The organism is Chloroflexus islandicus (assembly GCF_001650695.1).
GTDB classification, from domain to species: Bacteria; Chloroflexota; Chloroflexia; order Chloroflexales; family Chloroflexaceae; genus Chloroflexus; species Chloroflexus islandicus.
On the sequence record NZ_LWQS01000011.1, the window covers coordinates 33,825 to 57,722 of the forward strand.

General features: G+C 60.4%; 20 protein-coding genes and 1 tRNA gene. 4 read left to right on the top strand and 17 right to left on the bottom strand.

Going from position 1 to position 23,898, the window contains the following annotated elements; all coding sequences use genetic code 11:
• Positions 1-55: 55 nt before the first annotated feature.
• Together A6A03_RS00170 and A6A03_RS00175 are read left to right on the top strand one after the other, a co-directional pair.
• The gene (locus A6A03_RS00170; RefSeq protein WP_066782391.1) at positions 56-2,500 is read left to right on the top strand and encodes a hypothetical protein; all 2,445 of its coding nucleotides are present in this window, start codon (positions 56-58) and stop codon (positions 2,498-2,500) included.
• Positions 2,501-2,541: 41 nt separating this feature from the next.
• The gene (locus A6A03_RS00175; RefSeq protein WP_245668738.1) at positions 2,542-3,102 is read left to right on the top strand and encodes a hypothetical protein; all 561 of its coding nucleotides are present in this window, start codon (positions 2,542-2,544) and stop codon (positions 3,100-3,102) included.
• 81 nt (positions 3,103-3,183) lie between these two features.
• On the opposite strand, the gene ftsH is transcribed toward A6A03_RS00175, so the two are convergent.
• From ftsH to A6A03_RS00210, 7 genes are all read right to left on the bottom strand, one after another.
• Positions 3,184-5,154 carry an ATP-dependent zinc metalloprotease FtsH gene (gene ftsH, locus A6A03_RS00180; RefSeq protein WP_066782394.1) on the bottom strand — a complete coding sequence of 657 codons (1,971 nt, stop codon included), beginning with the start codon at positions 5,152-5,154 and terminating at the stop codon, positions 3,184-3,186.
• Positions 5,155-5,493: 339 nt separating this feature from the next.
• Positions 5,494-6,036 carry a hypoxanthine phosphoribosyltransferase gene (gene hpt / locus A6A03_RS00185; RefSeq protein WP_066782396.1) on the bottom strand — a complete coding sequence of 181 codons (543 nt, stop codon included), beginning with the start codon at positions 6,034-6,036 and terminating at the stop codon, positions 5,494-5,496.
• 2 nt (positions 6,037-6,038) lie between these two features.
• Positions 6,039-7,460 carry a tRNA lysidine(34) synthetase TilS gene (tilS, locus tag A6A03_RS00190; RefSeq protein WP_066782398.1) on the bottom strand — a complete coding sequence of 474 codons (1,422 nt, stop codon included), beginning with the start codon at positions 7,458-7,460 and terminating at the stop codon, positions 6,039-6,041.
• A gap of 130 nt (positions 7,461-7,590) precedes the next feature.
• Positions 7,591-7,665, bottom strand: a tRNA-Met gene (locus A6A03_RS00195).
• A gap of 71 nt (positions 7,666-7,736) precedes the next feature.
• The gene (locus A6A03_RS00200) at positions 7,737-8,834 is read right to left on the bottom strand and encodes an STAS domain-containing protein (protein WP_066782400.1); all 1,098 of its coding nucleotides are present in this window, start codon (positions 8,832-8,834) and stop codon (positions 7,737-7,739) included.
• A gap of 120 nt (positions 8,835-8,954) precedes the next feature.
• Positions 8,955-10,472 (bottom strand): hypothetical protein, encoded by a 1,518-nt coding sequence (locus A6A03_RS00205; RefSeq protein WP_156525224.1) that lies wholly within the window; start codon positions 10,470-10,472, stop codon positions 8,955-8,957.
• Positions 10,473-10,553: 81 nt separating this feature from the next.
• Positions 10,554-11,582: an STAS domain-containing protein gene (locus A6A03_RS00210; RefSeq protein ID WP_066782405.1), complete on the bottom strand. Its 1,029-nt coding sequence runs from the start codon at positions 11,580-11,582 to the stop codon at positions 10,554-10,556.
• Positions 11,583-11,944: 362 nt separating this feature from the next.
• Here A6A03_RS00210 and A6A03_RS00215 point away from each other — a divergent pair, with 362 nt between their 5' ends.
• Entirely contained in the window at positions 11,945-12,850 is a 906-nt protein-coding gene (locus A6A03_RS00215; RefSeq protein WP_066782407.1) for a UbiA family prenyltransferase, read from the top strand.
• A gap of 109 nt (positions 12,851-12,959) precedes the next feature.
• Positions 12,960-13,565: a Uma2 family endonuclease gene (locus A6A03_RS00220; RefSeq protein ID WP_066782409.1), complete on the top strand. Its 606-nt coding sequence runs from the start codon at positions 12,960-12,962 to the stop codon at positions 13,563-13,565.
• A 61-nt stretch (positions 13,566-13,626) separates the two neighbouring features.
• Here A6A03_RS00220 and A6A03_RS00225 read toward each other — a convergent pair whose 3' ends face one another.
• The 10 genes from A6A03_RS00225 to A6A03_RS00275 form a co-directional block, all read right to left on the bottom strand.
• A complete protein-coding gene (locus A6A03_RS00225; RefSeq protein ID WP_066782414.1) occupies positions 13,627-15,051 on the bottom strand; it encodes a glutamine synthetase family protein in 1,425 nt (474 codons plus the stop codon).
• Between the two features lie 110 nt (positions 15,052-15,161).
• On the bottom strand, positions 15,162-15,602 hold the full coding sequence (locus A6A03_RS00230; RefSeq protein WP_066782416.1) for a hypothetical protein: 441 nt from the start codon (positions 15,600-15,602) through the stop codon (positions 15,162-15,164).
• A gap of 62 nt (positions 15,603-15,664) precedes the next feature.
• Positions 15,665-16,102 (bottom strand): c-type cytochrome, encoded by a 438-nt coding sequence (locus tag A6A03_RS00235; RefSeq protein ID WP_066782418.1) that lies wholly within the window; start codon positions 16,100-16,102, stop codon positions 15,665-15,667.
• Positions 16,103-16,186: 84 nt separating this feature from the next.
• Entirely contained in the window at positions 16,187-16,570 is a 384-nt protein-coding gene (locus A6A03_RS00240) for a hypothetical protein (protein WP_066782420.1), read from the bottom strand.
• A gap of 1,291 nt (positions 16,571-17,861) precedes the next feature.
• A complete protein-coding gene (locus tag A6A03_RS00250; RefSeq protein WP_066782424.1) occupies positions 17,862-18,236 on the bottom strand; it encodes a 2Fe-2S iron-sulfur cluster-binding protein in 375 nt (124 codons plus the stop codon).
• Between the two features lie 152 nt (positions 18,237-18,388).
• Positions 18,389-19,744 (bottom strand): CheR family methyltransferase, encoded by a 1,356-nt coding sequence (locus A6A03_RS00255; protein ID WP_066782427.1) that lies wholly within the window; start codon positions 19,742-19,744, stop codon positions 18,389-18,391.
• Positions 19,745-19,746: 2 nt separating this feature from the next.
• Positions 19,747-20,799, bottom strand: a complete 1,053-nt coding sequence (gene cheB, locus A6A03_RS00260) for a chemotaxis-specific protein-glutamate methyltransferase CheB (RefSeq protein ID WP_066782429.1) — start codon at positions 20,797-20,799, stop codon at positions 19,747-19,749.
• A gap of 7 nt (positions 20,800-20,806) precedes the next feature.
• Positions 20,807-21,250 carry a chemotaxis protein CheW gene (locus A6A03_RS00265; RefSeq protein ID WP_066782431.1) on the bottom strand — a complete coding sequence of 148 codons (444 nt, stop codon included), beginning with the start codon at positions 21,248-21,250 and terminating at the stop codon, positions 20,807-20,809.
• Positions 21,251-21,253: 3 nt separating this feature from the next.
• Positions 21,254-21,622, bottom strand: a complete 369-nt coding sequence (locus A6A03_RS00270) for a condensation domain-containing protein (RefSeq protein WP_066782433.1) — start codon at positions 21,620-21,622, stop codon at positions 21,254-21,256.
• Between the two features lie 8 nt (positions 21,623-21,630).
• Entirely contained in the window at positions 21,631-23,886 is a 2,256-nt protein-coding gene (locus A6A03_RS00275) for a hybrid sensor histidine kinase/response regulator (RefSeq protein WP_066782435.1), read from the bottom strand.
• Positions 23,887-23,898: the final 12 nt, after the last annotated feature.

Sequence of the window (23,898 nt, forward strand, 5' to 3'; positions counted from 1 at the left end):
ATAGTATGAGAAAAACCGGCAGCGGTGGCGTATCTTCTGGTATAATCGCCATGGTATGCAACCGCTTGAGCTACAAACAGGCCAGCGCGTCGCGGTGGCCGGCACGATCCTCCATAATAGCGCGCGGACACTGGTCGTCACTCCCGCGCCGCACCAGCCCGTGGCAATCACCCGCGGGCAATTGTTGGTGTTGTGCGAACCGGTGGGGCCAGCCGAACGCGCCGAACATGCCTGCCGGATTGTCACCAAGGCCATCCGCCAGACCTTCTACGAAAGCGACGCCACCAGCGCCGCATCGGCGCTGCGACTGGCGATTGTCGCCGCCAATAAGGCGTTGTATCAAGACAATATGCGCGCTGCGCCAGACCGCCGGATCACCGTAGGCGTGACAGCGGCGGCGTTGTTAGGCAACGATCTCTTTATTGCCCAAGTGCAGCCGGCCCAGCTCTTCTTGCGCACCGGCAACAAATTGCGCGCTATTCCAACCCATCCGAGTTGGGATCCGGCCCAAGTGAATGTAGCGCACGTGGCGCTGACCGGCGCGCTCGGCGCCAGCTTGTTTGTCGAACCGGAGTTCTTCCGGGCCGTGGTGCAAGCGGGAGACGCGCTGTTATTGAGCAGCAGTGCGTTAGTAAACCGGTTTGACCCGCCAACGATGGCAGCCTTATTAGCCAGTGGCGACCCAGCGGCAATCCTAGACGCTGCTTACGAGCGGGCCAGCGAACTGGCGGCGATTGAACTTCTCGCGTTAACCGTCCAGACGCCACAGCCGCAACCGGTTGCCCCACCACCAGCGCCCGCACGCCGGTCAATGAGCTGGTTCCGGCATGCGCCCGCTCTGCCAGTCCGCCAACCTGCACCGGAGCCTGATCCGCTGGCAGCGCCACCGCCACAACCTACTTTTTCACCCAACCCGTTGCCACGTCCGGCCCCAATTGATCTTGGCGAGCCGCTCGCTGAACGGATTGCCCAACGGGCAGCACCCTTGCCACCCTCAAGCATGCTCGGCGAAGACCCGCCACCGCCGCCGATCGATCTTGGTGATACCTTCACTGATGCCCGCCCGTATGGCTTACGCCATCCCTTGCGCCCGCCATCGGCCATGACATGGCGCGAGCGATTGGCATGGCCATGGTTTACGCTCAGCGACATGGTGCGCGAATGGCGGCGCGAACGCCAACTACGCCGGAAATCGCTCACGGTCAGCAGTTACATTCCCCGTGGACGAGGTCTCACTTACCGGCGCACAGCACCGCCCTTCCCATGGCAATTGTTGCTGATAACGGTGTTAGTGGTGGCTGGGGCCGTGCTCTACGGAATGAATCTGTCGCAACGCAATAATCTGCAATTAGCCACTGAATATCTGGTAGCCGCGGAAGAACGAGTGGCGGCAGTGCGCACTGCACCCGATGAAGCCGCAGCGCGTGAGGCATTGCAAATAGCCCAACAGGCGATCGAAGCGGCCCGCGCGAGCTCTGAGATAACGGTCACTAATCCGGGGTTATGGCTGCGCTTTAGCGAACTTGAACGCGAGTATGAACGATTGCTGGCCGCCGTGGATCGAGTGTCGTTCCTTGAACCGGTTGTGTTAGCGCGACACCCGTTACCGAACGGTGTGTTTACCACGGTGATTGTACCGCCAGCGCTCAGTGGCGTGACTGATCCCAACCGGCTCGAAGTTGTGCGCTACCTCTACGCGCTCGATAGCGATCGCGATGCGGCGCGCTTGTACCGGATTCCCCGCGATGGCGGCACGCCAGAACCGTATCTCGAACCCGGCCAACCGGTTGGCGCCGCAATTGTCGGGTCGCTGCGGGCGGCGCTCTGGCGGATCGATCAAGTGGTGGCGATCGATCAAGCGCCAAACGGGTTCGGCTACTATTTCCGCCAAAATGACACGTGGAACTACTCGAAGTTGGGGAGTTCGGAAATCTGGCCGACCCCAGAGCGGCTAGATGTGGAAGAGTACGCCGGCAACCTCTATGTATGGGGGGCGCAAGCAGGTGAGGTGTTGAAGTTTGCTTCCGGCCGTTACGGCGACACCCCGGAATTTTGGCTCAATCCCGGCGTCACCCGCGATGCTGCCGTGTTATCAGCGATTGATATGGCCGTGGATGGCAGTATTTATCTGTTGCAAACCAATGGGACAGTATTGGTCTTTAGTTTCGGGCAACTAGTTGGCCAGATTGTGCCAGCCAACGTCTCACCACCCATCGCGGAAGTGACCCGCTTTGTGATCACTGGCCCACCCGATGCTGGCTTTATCTTTATGCTGGAACCGGCCAACGAGCGTATTTTACAGCTTGATAAACGTACTGGAGCGCTGATCCAACAACTCCGCGTGCGGGCTGAGGGTGAGATTAACCTGAGCCAACTCACCGCGTTGAGCGTAGACACGAGCGGCGCGCGGCCAGTGATCTACTTTGCCAGCGGCAATGTGATTGCGCGCGCGGAATTGCCGCCGCCACCGCGAAGTTTTCGTGACGAAGCGCAGCCATAAGCTGAACGCACCGGCGCGCAGCGGTAATGGGGTTCAATCGGATGAAACAGAGCAACCTTTGGCGCAAGACAGCCGGCATGGCAATGGTGCTCTGGCTAGCGCTTGGGCTATTGCTCGGCGGTTGCGGTGCGGCGGCGCTCGAGGAGAATGTTGGGCTAGGCGGCGTGACCCCCGAAGCAGTGGTTGAAAGTTTTCTTGAAGATATTAATGCTGCACTGGCTGACCCCGCACTCAACGAGACAGCGACGCGACAGATGTGGGCCAACCGGCTCGCCAGTTATTTTGCTCCCGGTGAGCGCGCCGATCAACGGCAGGCGATGCGCGAGATGCTGGATGGGTTTGCCAGTGCGAACACCCGTCCGGCGCGCGGCAGCCGGGCCGAGGTAACGATCAGCTATGATCGCACACGGGTGCTGCGTGCTGATGAGCGAACCGCACTGGTAGAGATCGTGAATGCCGTTATGACGGTGCGTTGGCGTGATAACGAGGGGAACCTGCTGCTTGAGCGCAGCGGCGCCTTATTGCGGCTCATCGGGCGAGAAGAAAGCGGCTTGCCGGTCATCCGGGTGGATGGTCGCTGGTATCTGACTGAGGCGGGATGAGATGGTTAGTCCTAGAGAGAGCAGTAAGGGCGGGTTTGAAACCCGCCCTTACGATTCCCTGCTCTTACATAAGAGGGTGCATCACGCCGGCAACGGATTGGGGCCGCCCAAGCCCATCTGCGGCGCATCAGGCTGGGCCGAGCGCTCGTCGCTGCGACCGTTTGGCGTGGCGCCGCCGGTCTTGCTCAGATCGAGCGCCAGCGGCTTCACCCGCCGGATCAGCTCTTCGAGCTGTTCGCCATCGAGCGTCTCGTACTCGATCAGGGCATTGGCCATATCATCGAGCACGGCCCGATTCTGGAGCAGGATCTGCTGCGCCGTCTCGTAGGCTTCGCTGACGATTGCATGCACCTCTTCGTCAATCTGGCGGGCCACCTCATCGCCGTAATTGCGCTGCTCGCTGATCTCGCGGCCAAGGAAGATCAACTCTTCCTTCTCGCCGAAGACAATCGGGCCAAGGCGCTGGCTCATACCGTAGCGCGTCACCATCGCGCGAGCGATACGGGTCACCTGCACCAGATCGCCGGAAGCGCCGGTCGTCACCTCTTCATTCCCGAAGACGATCTCTTCGGCGACCCGGCCACCCAACGAGACGGCCAGCCGCGCCTTGAATTGCGAGACGGTGCGCAGGCTGAGGCTATCTTCATCGGGCAGGAAGAGGGTATAGCCACCAGCCTGCCCACGCGGGATGATCGTCACCTTTTGCACCTTATCGGCCTTCGGCATCGCCGCGCCGACAATCGCATGACCGGCCTCGTGATAAGCCACCACCAGCTTCTGGCGGTCGGTCATCACCCGCGAGCGGCGCTCAGGGCCACCGATCGCAACGCGCTCAACCGCGTCTTGGAATTCGGCCATGCTAATCTTGCGCTTCGAGCGGCGCGCAGCCAAAATCGCCGCCTCATTCACCACGTTCATCAGATCAGCGCCAGAGAAGCCGGGGGTCTGGCGAGCGATCACTTCGAGGTTGACATCCTCGGCCAGCGGCTTACCCTTGACGTGAACCTTCAGAATCTCGATCCGGCCGCGCACATCGGGCGCATCGAGCACAACCTGCCGGTCGAAGCGGCCGGGGCGCACCAACGCTGGGTCGAGCACGTCGGGCCGGTTGGTGGCGGCAATCACGATCACATTGGTATTGGTATCGAAGCCGTCCATCTCAACCAGAATTTGGTTGAGCGTCTGCTCACGCTCATCGTGCGAACCGCCCAAGCCAGCGCCGCGCTGGCGGCCAACGGCGTCAATTTCGTCAATGAAGACGATGCAGGGAGCGTTGCGCTTTGCCTGATCGAATAGGTCACGGACGCGAGAAGCGCCAACGCCGACGAACATCTCGACAAACTCCGAGCCAGAGATGCTAAAGAAGGGCACCCCTGCCTCGCCAGCCACTGCGCGCGAGAGCAACGTCTTACCGGTGCCGGGCGGGCCGACCATCAGCACGCCGCGCGGAATGCGCGCACCGAGAGCGGCGAACTTATCCGGGAACTTGAGAAACTCGACCACCTCGGCCAAATCTTGCTTCGCCTCTTCTTGGCCGGCAACATCGGCGAACGTGATCGTCGGCTTATCGCCGGCAAACATCCGCGCCCGGCTCTTGCCGAACGACATCGCCTGATTATTGCTGCCCTGCGCTTGGCGCATAAAGAAGACAAAGAAACCGATCAACAGCAGGGTTGGCAAGAGAATGGTAAAGATGCTCAATAAGCCGCCCCACGCCGGCGCCGGCTGCACAATAACGTTAATCGTGCGCTGGCCCTGATCGTTCCGCAGCGGCACGCCGTAATCGGCCAGCAACCGCATCACACTGTCAGCCGACTCAAGGCGCGAGCGGTACTTCTTGCCATCGTTATACGTCACCACAATCTGCTCATCGCCGGCTTGAGCTTGAATTTCGCGCACCAGACCGGCCTGAGCATCGGCAATCACATCAGCAATGCCTTTTTCTTCAGTCTGGCTCGCGCCCGGCCCTAAATACTGGAAGAAGAGCGCCAGCGCAGCGACCAGAATGATGAGGTAGACAAAGCTATTCTTCAACCAACGGTTATCTCCCATACGTCATCTTTCTAGAGGGGTTGCCTCAGTACCCGATTCTGATGCCATGCTGGATCAGCCGATGCAGAGGGGCATGCCCCGACTACGAGGAATTTTAGGTTGCACGTGACAACATGGCGTTACGCATGCCATCCGTATTGGAATTATAGCATCAGCCGATCGGCAGAGGCAAGGGAACAGATCACAGTCAGAATGTGATCTGGATCACATGCCTACGGATGCGCGGCCCGGTTGGTGAACAAACGTGTTCCGTCATCAGGAGACGCACGGCCGAATTGCGGCGGTTTACGATAGGAGCCGCACAGCCGTGCGGCTCTACAGTTTGGATATTGCGGCGGTTTACGATAGGTACACTTCGGGGCGCAGAACGCCGATGAACGGCAAATTGCGATACCGTTCGGCATAATCAAGGCCATAGCCAACCACAAAGGCATTGGGAATATTGAAACCGACGTAATCAACCGGCACATCGGCGGTGCGGCGTTCGGGTTTATTGAGCAAGGTGCAGATGCGCAGGCTAGCCGGGTTCCGGCGCAACAATTGGCCGCGCAGGTAGGCAAGGGTCAGACCGCTATCGATAATATCTTCGACGATCAACACATGGCGATTAGTAATATCGGTGTCAAGGTCTTTGATCAGGCGCACGACGCCAGAGGATTCGGTGCTGGCGCCATAGCTGGCAACAGCGATAAAGTCGATGGCTAAGGGCAGATCGATCGCGCGAGCGAGATCAACCATAAACATCGCACACCCCTTCAACACGCCAACCAAGAGCAGGTCATGGAGCGGGCGATAAGCGGCGGTGATTTCGGCGGCAAGCTCGGCGACGCGCTGCTTAATCTGTTCCTCGGTAATCAATACGTAGTCAATGTCTTGGCGCATACTTACTCCTGTTGAGTGGCGGGGGCAACCATTCCGATCCACATTGTAGCCTGATTCGGCTCACCTGCGGCAATCCCGGCAGCGACTCGCAACCCGGCCAGCCAGAGGATCTGGCCGTCGGCGGCGACCAGCAACGGCCAACCATCACGCAACGCACGCGGCACGTGCAGATCGACGAAGATATCTTGCAGGCGCCGGCTGCCGGGCGCGCCAGCGGGGCGCATGCGGTCACCGGCGCGGCGCGGGCGCAGGGCGAGCGGGCCAGCCGGAGGGCGGGCCAACCCCAACCACCAGCGATCGGGGTGAGCGGGAGGATGATCTTGCACGATACACTGCCAGCCGTTGGCCAACGGCACGCTACCGTGATCGGGCAGCGACACAGGTTCAGCGATCTGCGGCACAGAAAACGGTTCGGCGGTAGGCAAGCGCAGCGTTACCGTCTGCTGATCACAGACCAGCGTCACTTGCGGGGTCAGTCGCATCTGGCTGCCAGCCTGCCCGGCCACCAGATACAGAGCCGCATCAATTTGGGCAAGGCTTGGCTCTTCGTCGCCGAGTTCGGCGATCGCGCGGCGCAGGGCATAGCGGCGCAATGAGGGATGCAACGCGCGCAAGGCAGCGCGGTCGAATACGATGCGATCGCGCCGCTGTTCGGCGATGAGCAGCGGCCACTGCGCCGCCAGCGCCTGCTGGATAAACTCGTAGTCTTCGGCGCAGATGCGGGCGGTGCGGCCAAGCGCAGCGGTAAGGTGCGGGTTTTCGACAGCCAGTTGCGGCAAGAGCTGGTGGCGAATCCGGGAGCGGATGTAGCGGAGGTCATCGTTGGTCGGATCGTGACGTGGGTCAAGGCTGTGTTCAGCGCAATAGGCTGCAAGCGCGGCCCGGCTGATCGTAAGCAGGGGGCGGAGCAACGGCGGGCCGTGGGGCGGCGCTTGGCCCGCAGCGATAGCTGGCGCTGCCCATTCCGGCCACTCGACCCGCGGGCGCATGCCGCGCAAGCCGGCCGGCCCCGCCCCACGCAGGAGGTGCATCAACACCGTTTCGGCCTGATCATCGGCCTGATGGGCAACCAGCACCGCATCGACCTGCTCGGCAAGGGCAGTGCGGGCAAGGAAGGCATAGCGGGCGGCGCGGGCCGCCGCCGGGGTTGTACCCGGCGGTAGATGAGCTGTCTCGACAATGGCGCGCAACCCCCATGCCGCGGCCGTTTCGGCCACAAACGCCGCCTCAGCCGCCGATTCGGCCCCACGCAACCCGTGATCGAGATGGGCGACGATTGGCAACGGCCCGCCGGTCGTGTGGAGGGTGGCGAGCAGATGCAACAGCGCCAGCGAATCACCGCCGCCGGAAACAGCAACCAGCAGACGGGCGGTTGGTTGACCAACTCCTTCGGCGAGCAGAAACTGGCGCAGATGGTTGAGCATAGGGCGTTGGCAGGGAGTAGGGAGTAGAGAACAGGGAATAGGGTGACAATCTTGCACCAAACGACGTTTCGTGAGCGCAACAACAGCGTGATGTGAATGGAAACGCCGGTGAGCATGGCTCACCGGCGAGTGGTGCCGGAGGCGGGATTCGAACCCGCGACCTAACGATTATGAGCCGTTTGCTCTACCACTGAGCTACCCCGGCACGGCATTCAAGTGTACCACTGAACCAGAGATTCGTCAAGATACGATGCGCTGCCTCGGCGCAACCCGGCACTACGTAGCGGAAAGCATCTGCGGCTGCAACCTAAGCGCCGCTTGCAAGGTTGAGGCTGTATGGATAGAAGACAAATCGATCCCCAAGCTCACCAATGTTTGCGCAACTTCGGGGCGAATCCCAGCTAGCGTCGTCGTGACTCCCATCAACCGGGCGGCTTGGGCAACTTGGAGCAAGGCCGCCGCCGCATACGTATCGATGACCGCCACCCCCGTCACATCGATCACCAGCAGGCGGGCGCCGGCCCGCTCGATCGCTGGCAAGACGTTCTCAAACAATCGTTGCACCCGATGGCTATCCAGTCCGCCGACTAACGGCACTACCAGCGTATCATCACGCACCGGAATAATCGGCACATCGAGTTCAAGAATCAGTTGGTTCAACTCCTGTTGTGAGCGAAGCGACTCTGCCAACTGAGACATCGTGGCGCGTTGTTCATCGGCGAGGCGTTGCAATGCTTCAGTTCGTTCAGCGATCCGCGCTTCCAAACCTGCATTCACCTGAACCAAGCGCTGATTCGCTTCTTCGGCTTGCCGGCGCAGCTCACGAGCCTCGGCGAGCGCAGCGGCTAAACTACGCGCGCCAATAAACGTGATCAATGCCGTCACCGTGAGTAAAACGGAGACATGCGCAGCCGCATAGTCGAGCAGAATAGCTGACCGCGTAGCCACAGGCACGGTTACAACAACCACGGCAAGCGCAGCGAGACAACCGGCTAACACGATCCAAATCTGATTTGGTTTGAGCAAGATGCTCGACAATAAGACGCAAATAAGCAGGTAGATGATATTGAACGGGGAGTCGGGATTAAAAAACAGGCCACTCAGCGAGCCAATCCCGGCGACAATGATCAGAATGTATGAACCCGCACTCACAAAGCCTTGGCGACCGAGGAAAGCAGCCGTAGAAAAGACGAGGGTAGCGAGGCCAAGATTAATGAAGCGTCCAATGGTTGGTTGGAGCATCGTCAACAACAAGCCGGCCGTGAGCAGAATCACGACCACCCCGGCCGATAACGTCACCAGAAGCTGGCCCCGGCGCTGCTGGTCAGGATTGGAAGCCTTGACATGGACAAAGTGAGCGATGAGCTTCCACATATCGTTTTCCATTGAGCAAGAGCGGAACTTTGCCAATTTTCCATGATTTCACCTAGAAGTCAAGGTATCTTTGTTCATTTGTAGTAGCCTATCCTGCCAAAGTGACACCTCACGACACCTTTACGCACGTGGCAGTGGACGCAAGAACCCGATGACCGCCGCCAGCGGCAGCGCCGTGCGGGGTAGAAAGCCATTGCGCCAGAGACCGCCGTGGTTAGCGTTGGCGGTCAGTAGTTCAAGCGGATGATCGAGGGGAACGTCAGGATTGGCGGCGCAATCACGGCAACGCAGGTCATGCACCCAGAGCGCCGCCATCAGCGCGCCGGTCGTTTCAGGGGCAAAGATCTCGACCCCGAACAGGCTGGCCCCGTTGTAGCCAGCGCGGAGGGCTGGATTCTTGATCACCGACTGAGTCATCGTCGCCGGCGCCACATTAATCGAGACGCGCTGGCCGCCAGCGCGAGCAATAATGGCGCGCCACTGTTGCAAGCGTTTGGCGAGGGCATAGTTCGGCCCCTGCTCAAGGAACAGGCAATCGACGATCCCGTAGCGCTTGCCATTGGCGCTGGCGATCAACTCGCGCACATGCGGTTGCAGCAACCTCCCGCCGCTGAGGGTACGCACAATCGCCGCCGTCCTCTCACCGAGCGGGGAGGCTTTGGCCGCATTGCGCATCGCCGCCAGCGCCGTCTCTTCATTCACGGCGAACATATCAGTGGGGGTTGCCATCGTCATCAGGGTCGTATCGGGGCGAGCGGCGCTGACGGTCGCCACGATCGCATCCATCGCCAAAGCGACGCGCAGGTGACGTTCGCCGTCGAGATAGGCGAGCGTGGCGATATCGAGCGGACGCTCGAAGGAGAGCAGCCACGTCACGATTTCGGGCGCGTGTCTGAGCAAATCAACCCCGGCGACCGGCAACCACTCATCGGGATCGGCTTCAGGCGCAACTGGCTGCAACGATGGCGCGAACAAGCGCGCATTGCCGGCGCGCACCACTGCGGCGATTCGCTGCCAGCGCGCCGGATCGGGCACATCAACCGCAATCAGATTCGCGCGCCAGCGGGCAAGGGTTGCCAGCGGCCCGGCTTCCGAACCGGCGCCTAAGAGCACGAGGGTGCGATCGGAAAGGTCGAGCCATTCCGGATGATCCAGCACCCGTAGCAAAGCGCGGGCGCAACCGGGTTCGATAATCCCGGTCGCTTCCCAATGGGCAATCTGGGCATGCAGCGCCGCGCCGGAGAGACGCTGGCCGCGATACGGGATTGAGAAGGGTTCGATCAGGTGAGAGCCGCGACCGTGCAACCCCGCAGTATACACCGCATGGCGCTGTGGCCAGCGCATCGCCTCGGCAAGGGGGGCAGCCGTGCCGTCGCGCAGCCATTCAACTTGCTGCCAAGCAGCGGTTAATCCGGCAGTCGCCATTGTAAGCGCCTGCGCCGGATCAGCCGCAGCAGCTTCCGTCAGCGCGCGCACATAGCGCGGATACCGGCGACGCCAGTTGGTTTCTTGGCGCAGCGCCGTCACAGCAGCGGGATCGATGCCGGTCAGCGCGGCGCTGCAAATGGCGAGATTGGCATGCGTTGAACTCCGCCTGCCATCAGGCGCGGGGACAAACTGCAACCCTTCCTCGTGCATCGAGCGCATCTCCTTGCTATCAAGCGATGCTCAGATTATAGCAAAGAGTGTGCAGTTGCACGCACTATGACGTTCCGCGCATCAAGCCGCAACTGAACGGCGGGCCAAGGCAAGGGCCGCTTCGGGGTTCGGCGCGGTGACAATCTCATCTAAACCGGCGTTGAGATGCACCAGCGTTTGAGCAACTGCGGGCCGAATGCCGCTAATAATCGTGCGCGCACCGAGGAGACGAATGGCGGCGGCGGTGTCGATCAAGGCTCTCGCCACCGCGGTATCGATTAGCGTAATGCCAGTGATGTCAATAATCACGGTATGGGCGCGCTTGGCGGCGACCATTTCCAGAATCCGGCTCCGCAATTGCTCGGCGCGCCGGCTATCGAGATTGCCTACGAGCGGGGCCAACAAGACATGATCATCAATCGGCAAGATCGGCAATTCCAGCTCAGCGACGAGATCAAGCAGCCGTTGCTGCTCGGCGGCGCGTCGCTCGATCTCAACCCGGGCCGTTTCGGCAGTCTGGCGGGCGTTTTCGGCCTCTTGGGTGCGCTGATCGGCGAGCTGCAACGCTCGCATCTGGGCAGACATAACTTGGTCAAGAAACGCCCACACTGCAATGAGCAGAGCAGCCAGACTACTGGCTTGCAAGAAACGCAGAAGGTGGATAGGGATCACAGAGGTCTCAGATTCTGGCCCGAGCGCAACAATCGCGATGACTACCACAATACAGGCCACCATCGCGCCGATAGTAAACGTGCGCTGGCCATTCAAACCAGCCAGCAAGATCACCACCGCGAGGAATGGCGCAGTCGCCAGACGCAATTCGGGGAGCCAAACGGCAATCGCGATTTCGCAGACGATGATGGCTATGCCAAACGGCAAGATTGCCTGCCAAAACGGACGTTTGTCTGCTAAGAGCACCAGCGTCAAGCCACAACCAAGACTGGTCGCAAAGGCGATCGCCATCGTTACGCCGGTAAAGAGGTTAGCCGTTACCAAAAAAACTACCGACGTCAACCCAAAGGAGATCAGAGCGAGGACGAGCGTACCCAAAGCGATGGCCCGTACAATCTGGCGGTACAAGAGATCGAGGAAGGTGCGCGAAGCACTCATAGAGATCCTCCGATCGAGGTGAACTGATAATGAATAGCGCCCGCTGGTTTGATGACAAAATTGTCAACAGCTTCGTACAACCGCTTAACGATACCACATGAGCGGCGGGTTGCGCCAGCAACGTTTGATCATCTTTGCGCGATGCCGCGTTACGCAATCCTCGTGCCAATGAGGGCACACAACAGCAATTGAGCGTCTCACTACCTAGTAAGGAACCTCGCTAGAAATGATGCCCTGAAAAAAGATCATAGACCTCATTATACGATTCTCGGATCGCGAGAAGTTGAAAATTTGTTAATAACCAGCTACAATACGACCGTGCGCCATCGTTGATCGGCATTGCGTTCTAGCAGGAGCACCCAATGCATATCCCGACAAGCTTCCCTGCCGTTCGCCTCCCCCACTGGCTCAGTGCCATCCTATCGGAAGCCCACCTCTACTGGCGCTTTACCCGGTACGACATTTCGGCCACCGTGATTCCCGGTCTCCTATTTACGCTCGCGGCATGGCATAGCGCCCAACCTGATTGGGACGCGCTGCCGGGCCTGCTCGGATGGGGAACGATCTACTTCGGGCTTTATTGCCTCACGTTTTGTATTTCAAACCAGTTAGCTGGTGAAGCGGAAGATCGGCACAACAAGCCGGATCGCCCCCTCCCCAGCGGTTTCGTGACACGGCACGGCGCATGGCTGCGCTGGATCGTGTCGATGGCACTCTTTACACTGGTGGGTTGGCAGTTGGGCGTCTTGGAATGGACGCTGCTGTGGCAGGTGACGCTCACCTTGCACAATCTGGCTGGATTTGCCCGCCACTACTGGCTGAAAAACCTGTCGATGACCTTTGGCGCGATCGCGCAGTTAGCGGCGGCATGGCAGATGGTGCGGCCATTGACGCCGGCAGCGTGGCTGTGGATTCTTGTTCCGGCGATAACCCTGTTGTCGAACGCATCGCTGCAAGACCTGCGCGATATTGAGGGAGACCGGCTCAATCAGCGCCGCACGCTGCCGATTGTCTTCGGCGTGAATTTTACGCGGTGGTTTGTGGCGGTTGCTTTTGTGCTGCTAGCCCTTCTTTCCCATTTTGCGCTGTTTCTGCCCGCCGGCTTGAACGCTGGCGTTCTTTTGCTCGATCTCTTTTTGGCCGGACTGTGTCTCGTGATCGCCGGACGAGTGCTGCTGCTGCGGACAACCGCTGCCGATCACGTCTCGTATATGCTCTATACCTACTGGTATTGCTTCGTACTGGCAGCGGCGATCGTGACGCTATAAGGAGCCGCCAGCGTGAACGCCGGAGGTGATGGTCAAGCGACCATGATCTCTGGCGTTCGCGTGCTATACTGCTGATACATCATGGTTTCCAAGGCATCACGGAGGCGCAATGACAACGGATATCTTGCCGGTGGCCGCTCCGGCGCCCCACGTGCCGGCCCCACCCAGCGGCCAGTGGACGGTGGCCGATTACGAGCAATTACCACCTGAAGCAGGCCGTTTTGAGATCATCAATGGAGTACTACGGATGGCGCCGGCGCCGAGCCCACAACATCAAGCTGCTTCATTACGTTTTGCCTATTACCTGTTCTTAGCGGTAGAGGTAGCCGGACGCGGGAGAGTATTCACAGCGCCGATCGATGTCGAACTCGACACGACGACGGTGGTGCAGCCGGATGTGGTCGTGATGTTGCATGGCGGCAAGGCCCAGATTACGGCCCAACGGATCGTTGGCCCGCCCGATCTCATTGTGGAGGTGGTATCACCGGGTACAGCCAGCTATGACCGGCGCGAGAAGCGCGATCGCTATGCGGCTGCCGGGGTGCGCGAGTATTGGATCGCCGACCCCGGCCATCGGGTGGTGGAATTACTCACGCTGGAAGGCAGCGACTACCGCGCCGAGCATGTCTACCGCGGCAAGGCCATCATTCCTAGTATCGTGCTGCCTGAGTGGCAAACGCCGACCGAGTTATTGTTCGGCGACATAGCGGCGTAGGGGCGGCGTAGAGGCAGCGTAGGGGCACAGCGACGCTGTGCCCCTACGCCGCCGCCCAACATTAGAAACGGCTCCACAAGTACTGGTTGGTCACCTCGTGGTGGAACTGCACCTCGGCCCGCTTGATGAGGGTACCGAGTTTGCGCGGGCAGCGGTCGGCCACCGTCGCCTTGAGATCGGCAAAGCGGGTGTGGACATCTTCACCCAAAATCTGGGCCATGAAGGCGCTCTGGCGGAAGTTGGCAATCGCGTCGTAGATGTTATCGGGCAGAGTCGCGGTACCACTGCGCACATCAGTGGTGGGCAGCGGCCCTTCGAGGCCAGTGCGCAGCAAGGCGTAGATAGCCAGATAGGGGTTAGCATCAGGCGCGATCGAGCGCACCTCGATGCGGGCCGAACGGGCATTGCCAATCGGAATGCGGATCATCGAACCGCGGTCGGTCGGCGACGCCTTGATCTGATTAGGCGCCTCGAAGTGCGGGTCAAGCCGGCGATACGCATTGACGCTCGAATTCAAAATCAGGCAGAGGTCTTGACCACTGTTGAGAATGCGGTCGATAAAGCTCCACGCCAGCTCTGACAACCGTTCGGGGCCGTTGGCGTCGTAGAAGAGATTGACCCCTTGCCGCGCCAGCGAGATGTTGGTATGCATGCCATTGCCGTTCACGCCGGTGACCGGTTTGGGCAAGAAGCTCGCGGTCATATCGAGCTTGCTGGCAATCTGGCGGCAGATCAGCTTGTAGAGCAAAATCTGGTCAGCGGCGATTGTCGCCTCGGTGTAGCTATAGTTCATCTCGAACTGCGAGGGCGCGACTTCGGGGTGATCCTTCTCGTTCTCAAACCCCATGGCCCGTTGCGCTTCCGCCGCCATATCGATAAATTGGCGGAGCGGATCACCCGGCAGCGAGTGATAGTAACCACCGGTGCTGACCATGGTAAACTCACCGGTCTCGCGGAAGCGCTGCTCGGCATTGCGCCCTTTGAAAAGGAACCCTTCGATCTCGGTGGCAACATTGCAGGTAATGCCGTCGCGCTGGTAGAGTTCGTTCACATAGCGGTGCAGCCGGCCACGCATATCGGCCTCATAGGGCGAACCGTCTTGGTTCAACACATAGCCAAAGACCAGCACCTTGCCGGGGCCAAAGACATCAGCCGGCAGCCAATAAAAGGCCGACCAGTCAATGGCAAGGCGCAGATCCGACTCGGCCTGCACCGAGAAGCCGCGCACCGACGAGCCGTCGAAGGTCAGGTTATCGGCGGAAGCAAGGAGAAACTTTTTGTCGTAATCGAGCATGTGCAGGCGGCCTTCAAGGTCGGTAAAGCAGACCGTCACTGCCTTGATCCGGCGCTCGTCGGTGAGGTAGCGCATCCGCTCTTCGCGCATCACATCCGGCGAGACGCGAGCCAAACGCTGGCGCTTCACGCTCAGGTTCAACTCTTCCAGTTGCTCATAGGGAATTTCGAGGAAGTCGCGCAACTCGGTCATGGAAGTTCCTTTTCACTAGACAACGTCATGGTTGTTAGCGCGTATTATACTCCGAAGAGCAACAGCCGCCGTTACCGGCGGCTGTGAGCAAGAGTCATTCCGTTCGCGTGCTAGACGGGCGGGCGAATTTCACTAACTTGCCAACCCAACACCGTAAAGGTAACGATCACATCGAGCCTGCTTTCACCGTGGGGGCAAGCGAAGCGGAGCGGAATAGCAAGTTGGGCGCCGGGCGCCGGCCAATCAGGCAGGCGGTACGGGCCCAACACGAAACTAGCCGGGCGATGAGCATGCTGCCACGCTGCGATCAGCAGGTTGAGTGATCCCGGACTCTCCATCTGCGCGGCGAAAGCCGCCAACTCGAGCGGATCGTTCTGGTCAACCGCAGCGATCACATTCCGGATGATCGTTGTTGGCAAGTGGAACGATTGCGGGAAGATCGGCCCGTGACGGACGCGATGATCGGGAATGGCGCGAACGGCCGGAAAGATAGCGATGCTGCTGAGCAAGCCGAGCAAACAGCAAATCCAGTTAACGCAAACGATGCGCATAGCGTATCCTGTGCCATACGGCGCCGGCAGCGGTCATTGTTCCGCTGCCGGCACGAGCTTGATTACTTCAACGTGCGCAGGTACGCCAACAGGTCAGCCATCTCTTGATCGGTCAGGTTATGGGTTGGCATATACCCAATGCGACCAGTGCCGCCGGTGCGAATCCACTCGGCAACATTCGCCTCACTGCGCTCTTTGCCGTTGGGCAACATGCCGTTGTAATCAACTCCGTTCGGCAGTACTGGCCCCTTGACGCTGAACAGACCAGCCAATCCCGGCCCGGTCATCATTTCCTTGGAAGTGGCGTGGCAAGCGGCACACGGCCCAAACAGTTCTTTGCCGCGCTTGGGATCACCCTTCGATGAGATCGAGGTATCGGCCAGCGCCGCCGGCAATTGTTCGGCAGCAGGCTGGTTGGACGTATTCTGTTTACTGCCGCCACATGCCGTCAAAAGTGCGATCAATAGGAGCGTGAACATCCACGCGATGGTGCGATTCATGACTTCCTCCTTGAGCAAGGTAGACTCACTACCGCTGCATCGGTGATGCAGCGTTCACGATTCTCACTGGCATGGCCCGAATGACTAGCCCAAGGAGCAAGCGCGCGGCGGCGGAGTTGGCGGCGGGAGAGGGCAAACGCGGAGAAGGGCAGGACAAGGTAACGCCAAGAGCAGGATCAGCGGCACAACCAGCACGGCGGCAACGACCAACGGCGGCAGGGCCTCGTACATGGCGCGCGGATGCACCCGGGCAAGATGCACGGCATCTTCCGTGATCATCCCATCAAGGTGCAGATCGCAAAAGAAGAAATTGGGTGTGGCGCGCTCGGCCATCCATTGCTGGATCAGGCAGTGCAGCACGCAACCAAGCGGGCTAAGCACACCCAATTCCAGCGCCACGACGATGGCTACGACGTGCGTACCCCAATGCTTCAGGATATGCAATTGCCGGTGCAACTGGTTTAGCATGAAACTTGTGCCGTTTTTCACGGCTTGATCGTAGCGTTAGGCAGGAAAGCTGTCAAGGGGGGAAACGAAGGCTATGTCGTAGTTTGTGCGTTGATCTTCAGCAACCGGGTTGCGATTGAGCAACGAAGGGTAGGTAGCCCCACCCCCGGCCTCTCCCGCTAGGGTTCAAGGGCGGACAGCACATCTGTCTGGCGCCCGGCCCTAAAGGGCCGGGCTAGGGTTACGAAGCCCGCTGCGCGGGCTGATGCCCCCACCCTTGCCCCTCCCCCGCTGGGGGAGCTTTCGGGGGTAGGGGGTGACGGCACTGCGCCAAATAGCCACAAAGAGACACAAAAGGCGCAAAACGATCACGCTATTGTGCGTTATGCGTCTTTTCGCGGCTGTTCCACCTGCGCAGCGGGCTTCGTCACTGTCGGGGCGGTGGCAAGGCACCCCACCCCCCGGCTCTGCGACCCGCTGGGAGTTTAGGGCGGACAGCCCATCTGTCTGGCGCCCGGCCCTAAAGGGCCGGGCTAGGGTTACGAAGCCCGCTGCGCGGGCTGATGCCCCCACCCTTGCCCCTCCCCCGCTGGGGGAGCTTTCGGGGGTAGGGGGTGACGGCACTGCGCCAAATAGCCGCAAAGAGACACAAAAGGCGCAAAACGATCACGCTGGTGTGCTTTTTGCGGCTTTGCGCGGCTATGCCACCTGCGCCGCAGGCTTCGTCACTGTCGGGGCGGTGGCAAGGCACCCTCACCCCCGGCCCTTCGACCCGCTGGGATTTAAGGGCGGACAGCCCATCTGTCTGGCGCCCGGCCCTGAAGGGCCGGGCTAGGGTTACGAAGCCCGCTGCGCGGGCTGATGCCCCCACCCCTGGCGGGGGTGGGGGGAACTGTTTACCGCCGAGGGCGCAGAGGACGCGGAGGGTGATCAACATTTCCAACATCTTTGCATCCTCCGCGTTCTTGGCGTCTTTGCGTTTTACTGCTCTGCGGCTTGGCTCGCTTTGCGCCTTGGAGTGATGTCCCCACCCCACGCCCCGCAGGTGCCCCCACCCCTTGCCCCTCCCCCGCTGGGGGAGGGGGGAATTGTTTACCGCCGAGGGCACATGAGGATGCGGAGGGTGAGACTCACCCTAAACCTCTTTGCGCCCTCTGCGGCCTTGGCGATTTTGCGTTTGAACCCTTTGCGGCTTTGCGGAGCCGGACAGCCGTCCGGCGCTACCGCGCCTTTGCGTTTGAACCCTTTGCGGCTGTGCGGAGCCGGACAGCCGTCCGGCGCTACCGCGCACCGGTTGCCCTCGCTGGCGGGTTTAGCCCTGCGCTAACGTCGCCCGCGGGTGGGTCGCCGGATCAGGGGTAACGGTTGGCTCCGGCGCCGGGCCGGTATCAGTCCAGCCTTGGCTCGCAAGGGTCATCGGCACTTCGGCAATGACCATATCACGGTCGCACACGATCTGGCACGAGAGCCGGTATTGGCCAAGCAGACCACGCTCGCTGAGCTTGGCGTACTCGGCGGCGGTCATCTCATCAGGTTCACCGGCGGCAAACGCTACCCGGCAGGTCGTGCAGCGGGCATAGCCGCCACAGCGATGGCCAATCGCAATCCCGGCTTGCTCGATCGCTAACACTAAACGAGTGCCGGGTTCGACAGTGATGGTACGGTCGCCAATCGTGACAGTGGGCATGCTCCCTCCGTAAGCAAGGCACGTAACAATAGCAGGATATATTCAAACTACCATCAGTTTGGCATGGCGTCAATGCCGGCGTGTGATTGATCACGCCAGCTATGCTCTTGCTTGGTAGTGATGTCACACGAGGGTATGCCCACAAACGCCGTTCATCCACCGATTTGCTGCAACAAGAGGTTGAGATACGAACGCACCTCAGCGGCAGTGCCATCGTGGAACGGATCAACGATATGATCAGCGGGAAGCTGATCGAGGATCGCCGCTGCCTGTCGCAACGCGCGGCGGGCCGGGTCAGGTTGGCTCTGCCGCGCGAAGATCCCGGCCATGCCAATCAAGCCCATCACAAAGTGCGGATCGAGGTAGACACTCCGGCGATAATCGGCCAACGCCTCGTCGAGGGCGCCGTGATGTTCGGCGATTTGGGCTTGCAGGTAGTAGGCCGGGGCAAAGAGCGGATACGCTTTCAGCAATGCTTGCACGTGGGTTTGGGCAGTGGGCCAATCACCACGATCGGCAGCGGCGCGAGCCTGCTTTAACAACTCATCAGACGATGGCGGTGGCGGCGCCGGTGCTGGTTTCGTGGCCGGGAGCACCGGGCGAGACGGGGCCGGCAAGGGTGGCGGAGCGGGTTTGGATGCAACTGGCGGCACAACAGTGGTAGCCGGCGTAAATGGCGGCGCATGCAACGGTTTGCGATAGAGCACGGCGCCGGGTGCATTGTGGGTTTCAAACTGGCGGTAGAGTTCGATATTCGGTTCGGCATGGCCAACGACCAGCCAGCCGCCGGGAGTCAGGGCATCGTACAGACGCTGGACGATCTGTTGAGTGGTAGGTTCGTCGAAATAGATCAACACATTGCGGCAGAAGATGATATCAAAGGCAATGATGCCCAACTGCGGCGAAGGGTAGCTCGGCTCGACGAGGTTGAGGTGAGCGAAGACGACATCGCGCTTAATCTCATCGCGCAAGCGCCAGCGCCCGCTTTCGGGAATAAAGTAACGCTCGCGCACCCCATCAGGCGTCTCGCGAAACGACCAATTGCCGTAGAGCGCCTCGCGGGCGCGTTCGAGAAAGCGGAAGTTGATATCGGTCGCTAAAATGCTGATCTGCCACGGCGGATCGGCAGGCAACGCCTCGCGGAGCGTAATGGCCAACGAATACGGTTCCTCACCAGTCGCACAGCCGGCACTCCACAACCGCACATACCGCACCATACTGCGCCGCTGGATCAGATCGGGCAGGATGACCTCGCGCAAGGCGGCAAACTGAGCGGCATTGCGAAAAAAGTAGGTTTCGCCAATCGTGAGTTCGGCGATCACTTCGTTCCATGCGGCAGGCGAGCGTTCGATCAACGCCAGCAATTGGCCCAGATCAACCACACCGAGCTGTTGGGCAGCGCGTTGCAAGCCGTAGGCCAGATCGGCCCGGCGCTGCGGCGGGTAGTACAGACCGGCTCGCTCGCGCACAAGGGAGGCAAAGCGTTGGTAGAGATCGTCGCTCAGCATGGTCAATCCTTATTCTGAGCTGGAGCGAGCAGCGCGGCAATCGAGAGGCCCAACCGCTCAAGCGGCAATTCGTGGCGCACCGCACCTAAGGCCTTGGCCGCTTTCGGCATCCCGTACACGACGCACGATGCCTCATCTTGGCCGAAGGTAATGCCGCCGGCAGCGGCTAATTCAGCCAACCCACGCGCGCCATCCTCACCCATCCCGGTCATGATCACGCCAATCGCCCGGCTCCCATAGTGGCGGGCAACACTCGCAAACAGATAATCGCCGCTCGGGCAGTAACGATCGTCATCACTACTAGGCAGCACACTGACCTTGCCCGGCTGGCTAATCACCAAATGCAGGTTATCAGCCGGCAGATAGATATGGCTGGGGGTTAGCGACAGCTCTTCGCTAACCACATGCACCGGTTGCGGCACTACACTGCCCAGCCAGCCGGCGAGGGCCTGCGCGAAACCAATCGCCACGTGCTGGGCAATAACAACCGGCACCGGCAACCGTGGCCCAAGGTCGGTGAGCAAGGTTTGCAAAGCGGCTGGGCCGCCGGTTGAGGAGGCAATTGCGACCAGTTCAACATTGGCAGTGGGAGTACGTGGCACGCGCACCGGTGTCGGGCGGGGCGGATGGCGAGTGACCACCTTCACCCCAGCCATAAGGCGCAGGGTGCGAATAAAATGTTCGCGGTCGGTGATGCTGGCCGGATCAGCCGGCCCAGCCGGTTTGCGCACCACAGCCAACGCGCCGGCAGCCAACGCTGCCATTGCCCGCTGTTCGGCATTGCCGGCACTCGAGCTAAACAACACGATCGGGGTTGGCTGATGCTGCATAATCTGGCGCGTCGCCTCATAGCCATCAAACACCGGCAAATGAATATCCATCGCCACAATATTGGGGCGGAGGCGCAACGTCGATTGCACCGCTTCTTGGCCATTGGTTGCCGTACCGACCACCACGAGATCCGGCGTAGCCTCAAGATAGGCCCGGAGCAACTGCAACTGGCTCGGCGAATCTTCGACGAGCAACACCCGAATCGGCGCAGCATGTGATTTCATAACGCTCCTACGCAACCCGTGCCGGTGCGGCAACTGCCTGCGCATACATCGCTAATGACTCTGGATCAAGTACCGGTATGATACCATCATGAGTGCGAAGCGATGCTGCCAGCACGTGACTGCCGAGCGCCAGCGGGATGAGATCGGCAGGCTGCGCTTGATAGACCCCAAACACCTCATCAACCAGCAAGCCGAGTTGCGGTTGATCCACATCGACTCCCAGAATCATCACCATACTGTTCAGATGGATATTCACCGGCTGTTCAAGCAGATAATGCCCGATCAACACCGGAATCAGCCGGCCGTGGAAATCGAGCAGACCAGCAATAGCCGGCGGCGCACCGGCAACCGGGGTGATGGCCGGCAACCGCACCACCTGTTGCACCACGCTCAGAGCGAGCGCAAATATCTGATTGCCGGCGCGGAAGGTGACAAAGGTATGTGACATCATAAGCTACCCTGCGCGAATCTTCATCGCCAGATGGCAACCAATCGGCGACTGTTGCACCTTCACTTCATCAACCAGCGAATAGGCCGTTTGCACGGCAGCTTGGCGAGCCACCCGGTGATACGCCTCAATCTCTGTATCGCATTCGACCACCAGTGCGTGGCGCCGATCGCCATCATCGCAGTGAATGGTAATCGTGGTACTACTAAATTGATGAATCAACGCGCGCACGACTTCGCTCACCGCGGCGGTCACGCGCGCCTGCTGCGACGGCGTGAGCGCCATCGTCCGCGCACATTGGCGCAACATCTGGCGGAGGAGGATAAGGTCAGCATCGCTGCTGACGGTGATTTGTTGCTCTTGGACGTGGTTCATAGCTTATCTCAGAGCAAGCGCGCGATGGTTGCCAGTAGCGCCTGTTGGTCAAAGGCGCGCTTGACAATATACGCATCGGCGCCTGCCGCCAGCCCGCGTTCCCGGTCGGTTGGGCTATCGAGCGACGTCACCAACACCACCGGCAAGTGGCGGAGTTGCGGATCCAAACGAATGCGCTCAGTTAATTCAAACCCGTTGAGGCGCGGCATATCAACATCGCTCAACACCAATTGGCAGCCGCCGTTGGCCTGTGCTGCGCGCAGTTGGTCAAGCGCTTCTTGGCCGTTGGTGGCTAACAGCACCCGATAGCCGGCGGCCTCAAGAATGTTCTTTTCCAGTGTGCGCGTCGTGATAGAGTCGTCAACCACAAGGATGGCCGGCGCTTGCGCTGAAGCGACCGTTTTGTCGGGCAATGCCACGGCGAGGCGAGCCGCCATCGCTGCCCGGATCATATCAACCGGATCCAGAATCGGGGCCACACTGCCGTCGGCAAGGATCGCCGCGCCACTCACGAACTGTACCCGCTGTAACGGGGCTGGCAAGCGATGAACAACTAATTCCAGCTCTTCACTGATTGCGTCCACAAGGCAAGCAATTTGCCGCTCGTTCACACCGAGGATCAGCACCGGCTTGGCTTCATCCAGATCAATCGCGCTCTCGCTCGTCATCCCCAACAACTGACCCAGTGGAATCAGCGGTAAGGGCCGTCCTTCCATTAACAACACTGCGCGCCCTTCCAACATCCGCACCCGTTCGCGGGTGGCCGGTACGATCCGTTGTAAACTATCCAGCGGGATAGCAAAGGTATGCCGCGCGACGTGGATCAGCAGACCATGGGAACGTTGCAAGGTCAACGGCAAGCTGAGCATAAACGTGGTGCCTTGACCAAGCGTAGTCTCAACCCGAATCTGCCCACCCATCCGTTCAACGCTCGTGCGCACCACATCCAGCCCCACCCCGCGCCCTGACAATGCGCTGACGCTGCTCTTGGTCGAAAAACCGGGGACGAAGATCAGGTCGAGCAAAACGGTTTGATCCACCGTCTCTTGCTCACGAGTTAACAAGCCGCTGGCGATAGCTTGCTGGCGCACCCGTTCTAGATCAATCCCGGCGCCATCATCACTCAGCGTAATGACCATCCGGTCACCAGTTGTAGCCGCGATGAGCTTCACCAAACCGGTGGGAGACTTGCCCTGCGCCTGCCGCACGTCAGGCGGCTCGATACCGTGATCGACAGCATTCCGCAGCAGGTGCAAACAAATCTCTCGCACCTGTTCGAGGACTTGCCGATCCGCTTCGGCGCCGCCGTCATCGATCACAAATTCAACCTCTTTGCCGGCGCTGCGGGCCAACTCGCGCACATGCAAGCGCAACGGCCCGACAATCCCGCTGAGCGGCGCCATCCGGGTTTGTTGGACATAGGCTTGCAACCGGCCACTGATCGCACTCAGGCGGTCATGGTCTTCGCGGGCGCGGGCAGCGGCCCGACTGATCGCTGAGTTGAGCGCATCGATGAGCGCATTGGCCTGCTCCAATGTCGTTATGAGGGATTGGGTGTCTTCGCCATCGGTTTTGCCAGAGGCGTGAGGAGCAGCGCGGCGCTGCATACGGCGCACTACGGGCGCTGCGCGCCGCCACGTGCGCCGCCACCGTTCAAATTGGGGTGCTAACGCTTGCAGATCACGCGCCAACTGCCGTGAGCGCAACGTGCTGGTCAGCAATTCACCGACTTCGTGCATCAGGTTGTCGAGAATGGCAACATCGACTCTGATGCTCGTTTCCGCCGGAGTAGCCGGCGCCGCAACGGCGCGCACAGGCGTTACCGGCGCCGGTTCGGGAACCGGCGGCGTATCTGGATCAGCACGCGTGATGGCGGCTAATTGGGCTAACAATTCGGCAAATGCCGATTCGTCAGCCACCGCGCCGGGCACGGCCTGATCCATCAATGCCCCGATCAGATCGAGCGCATGGTAGATTACATCGCAAATCTCAGCCGTCAAGGTCAAGCGTTGTTGGCGAAGCGCCGCAAAAACATTTTCAATCTGATGGGCAATCTGCTCAACCGAGCGCACCCCAGCAGCGCGCGCGCCGCCCTTCAAGCTGTGCGCGGCCCGGAACAGTTGGTCGATCTGTTCCCGTTGCGGCGACTGTTCCGGCGCGCGCTCAAGGTCGAGTAAGATGTCAGCAATGGTCTGGCGGTGTTCGGCCTGCTCGGCGCGAAAGACGGCCAGCACCTGCGCTTGAATATCGTCATTCGAGAGCATAGCAACCTCGCG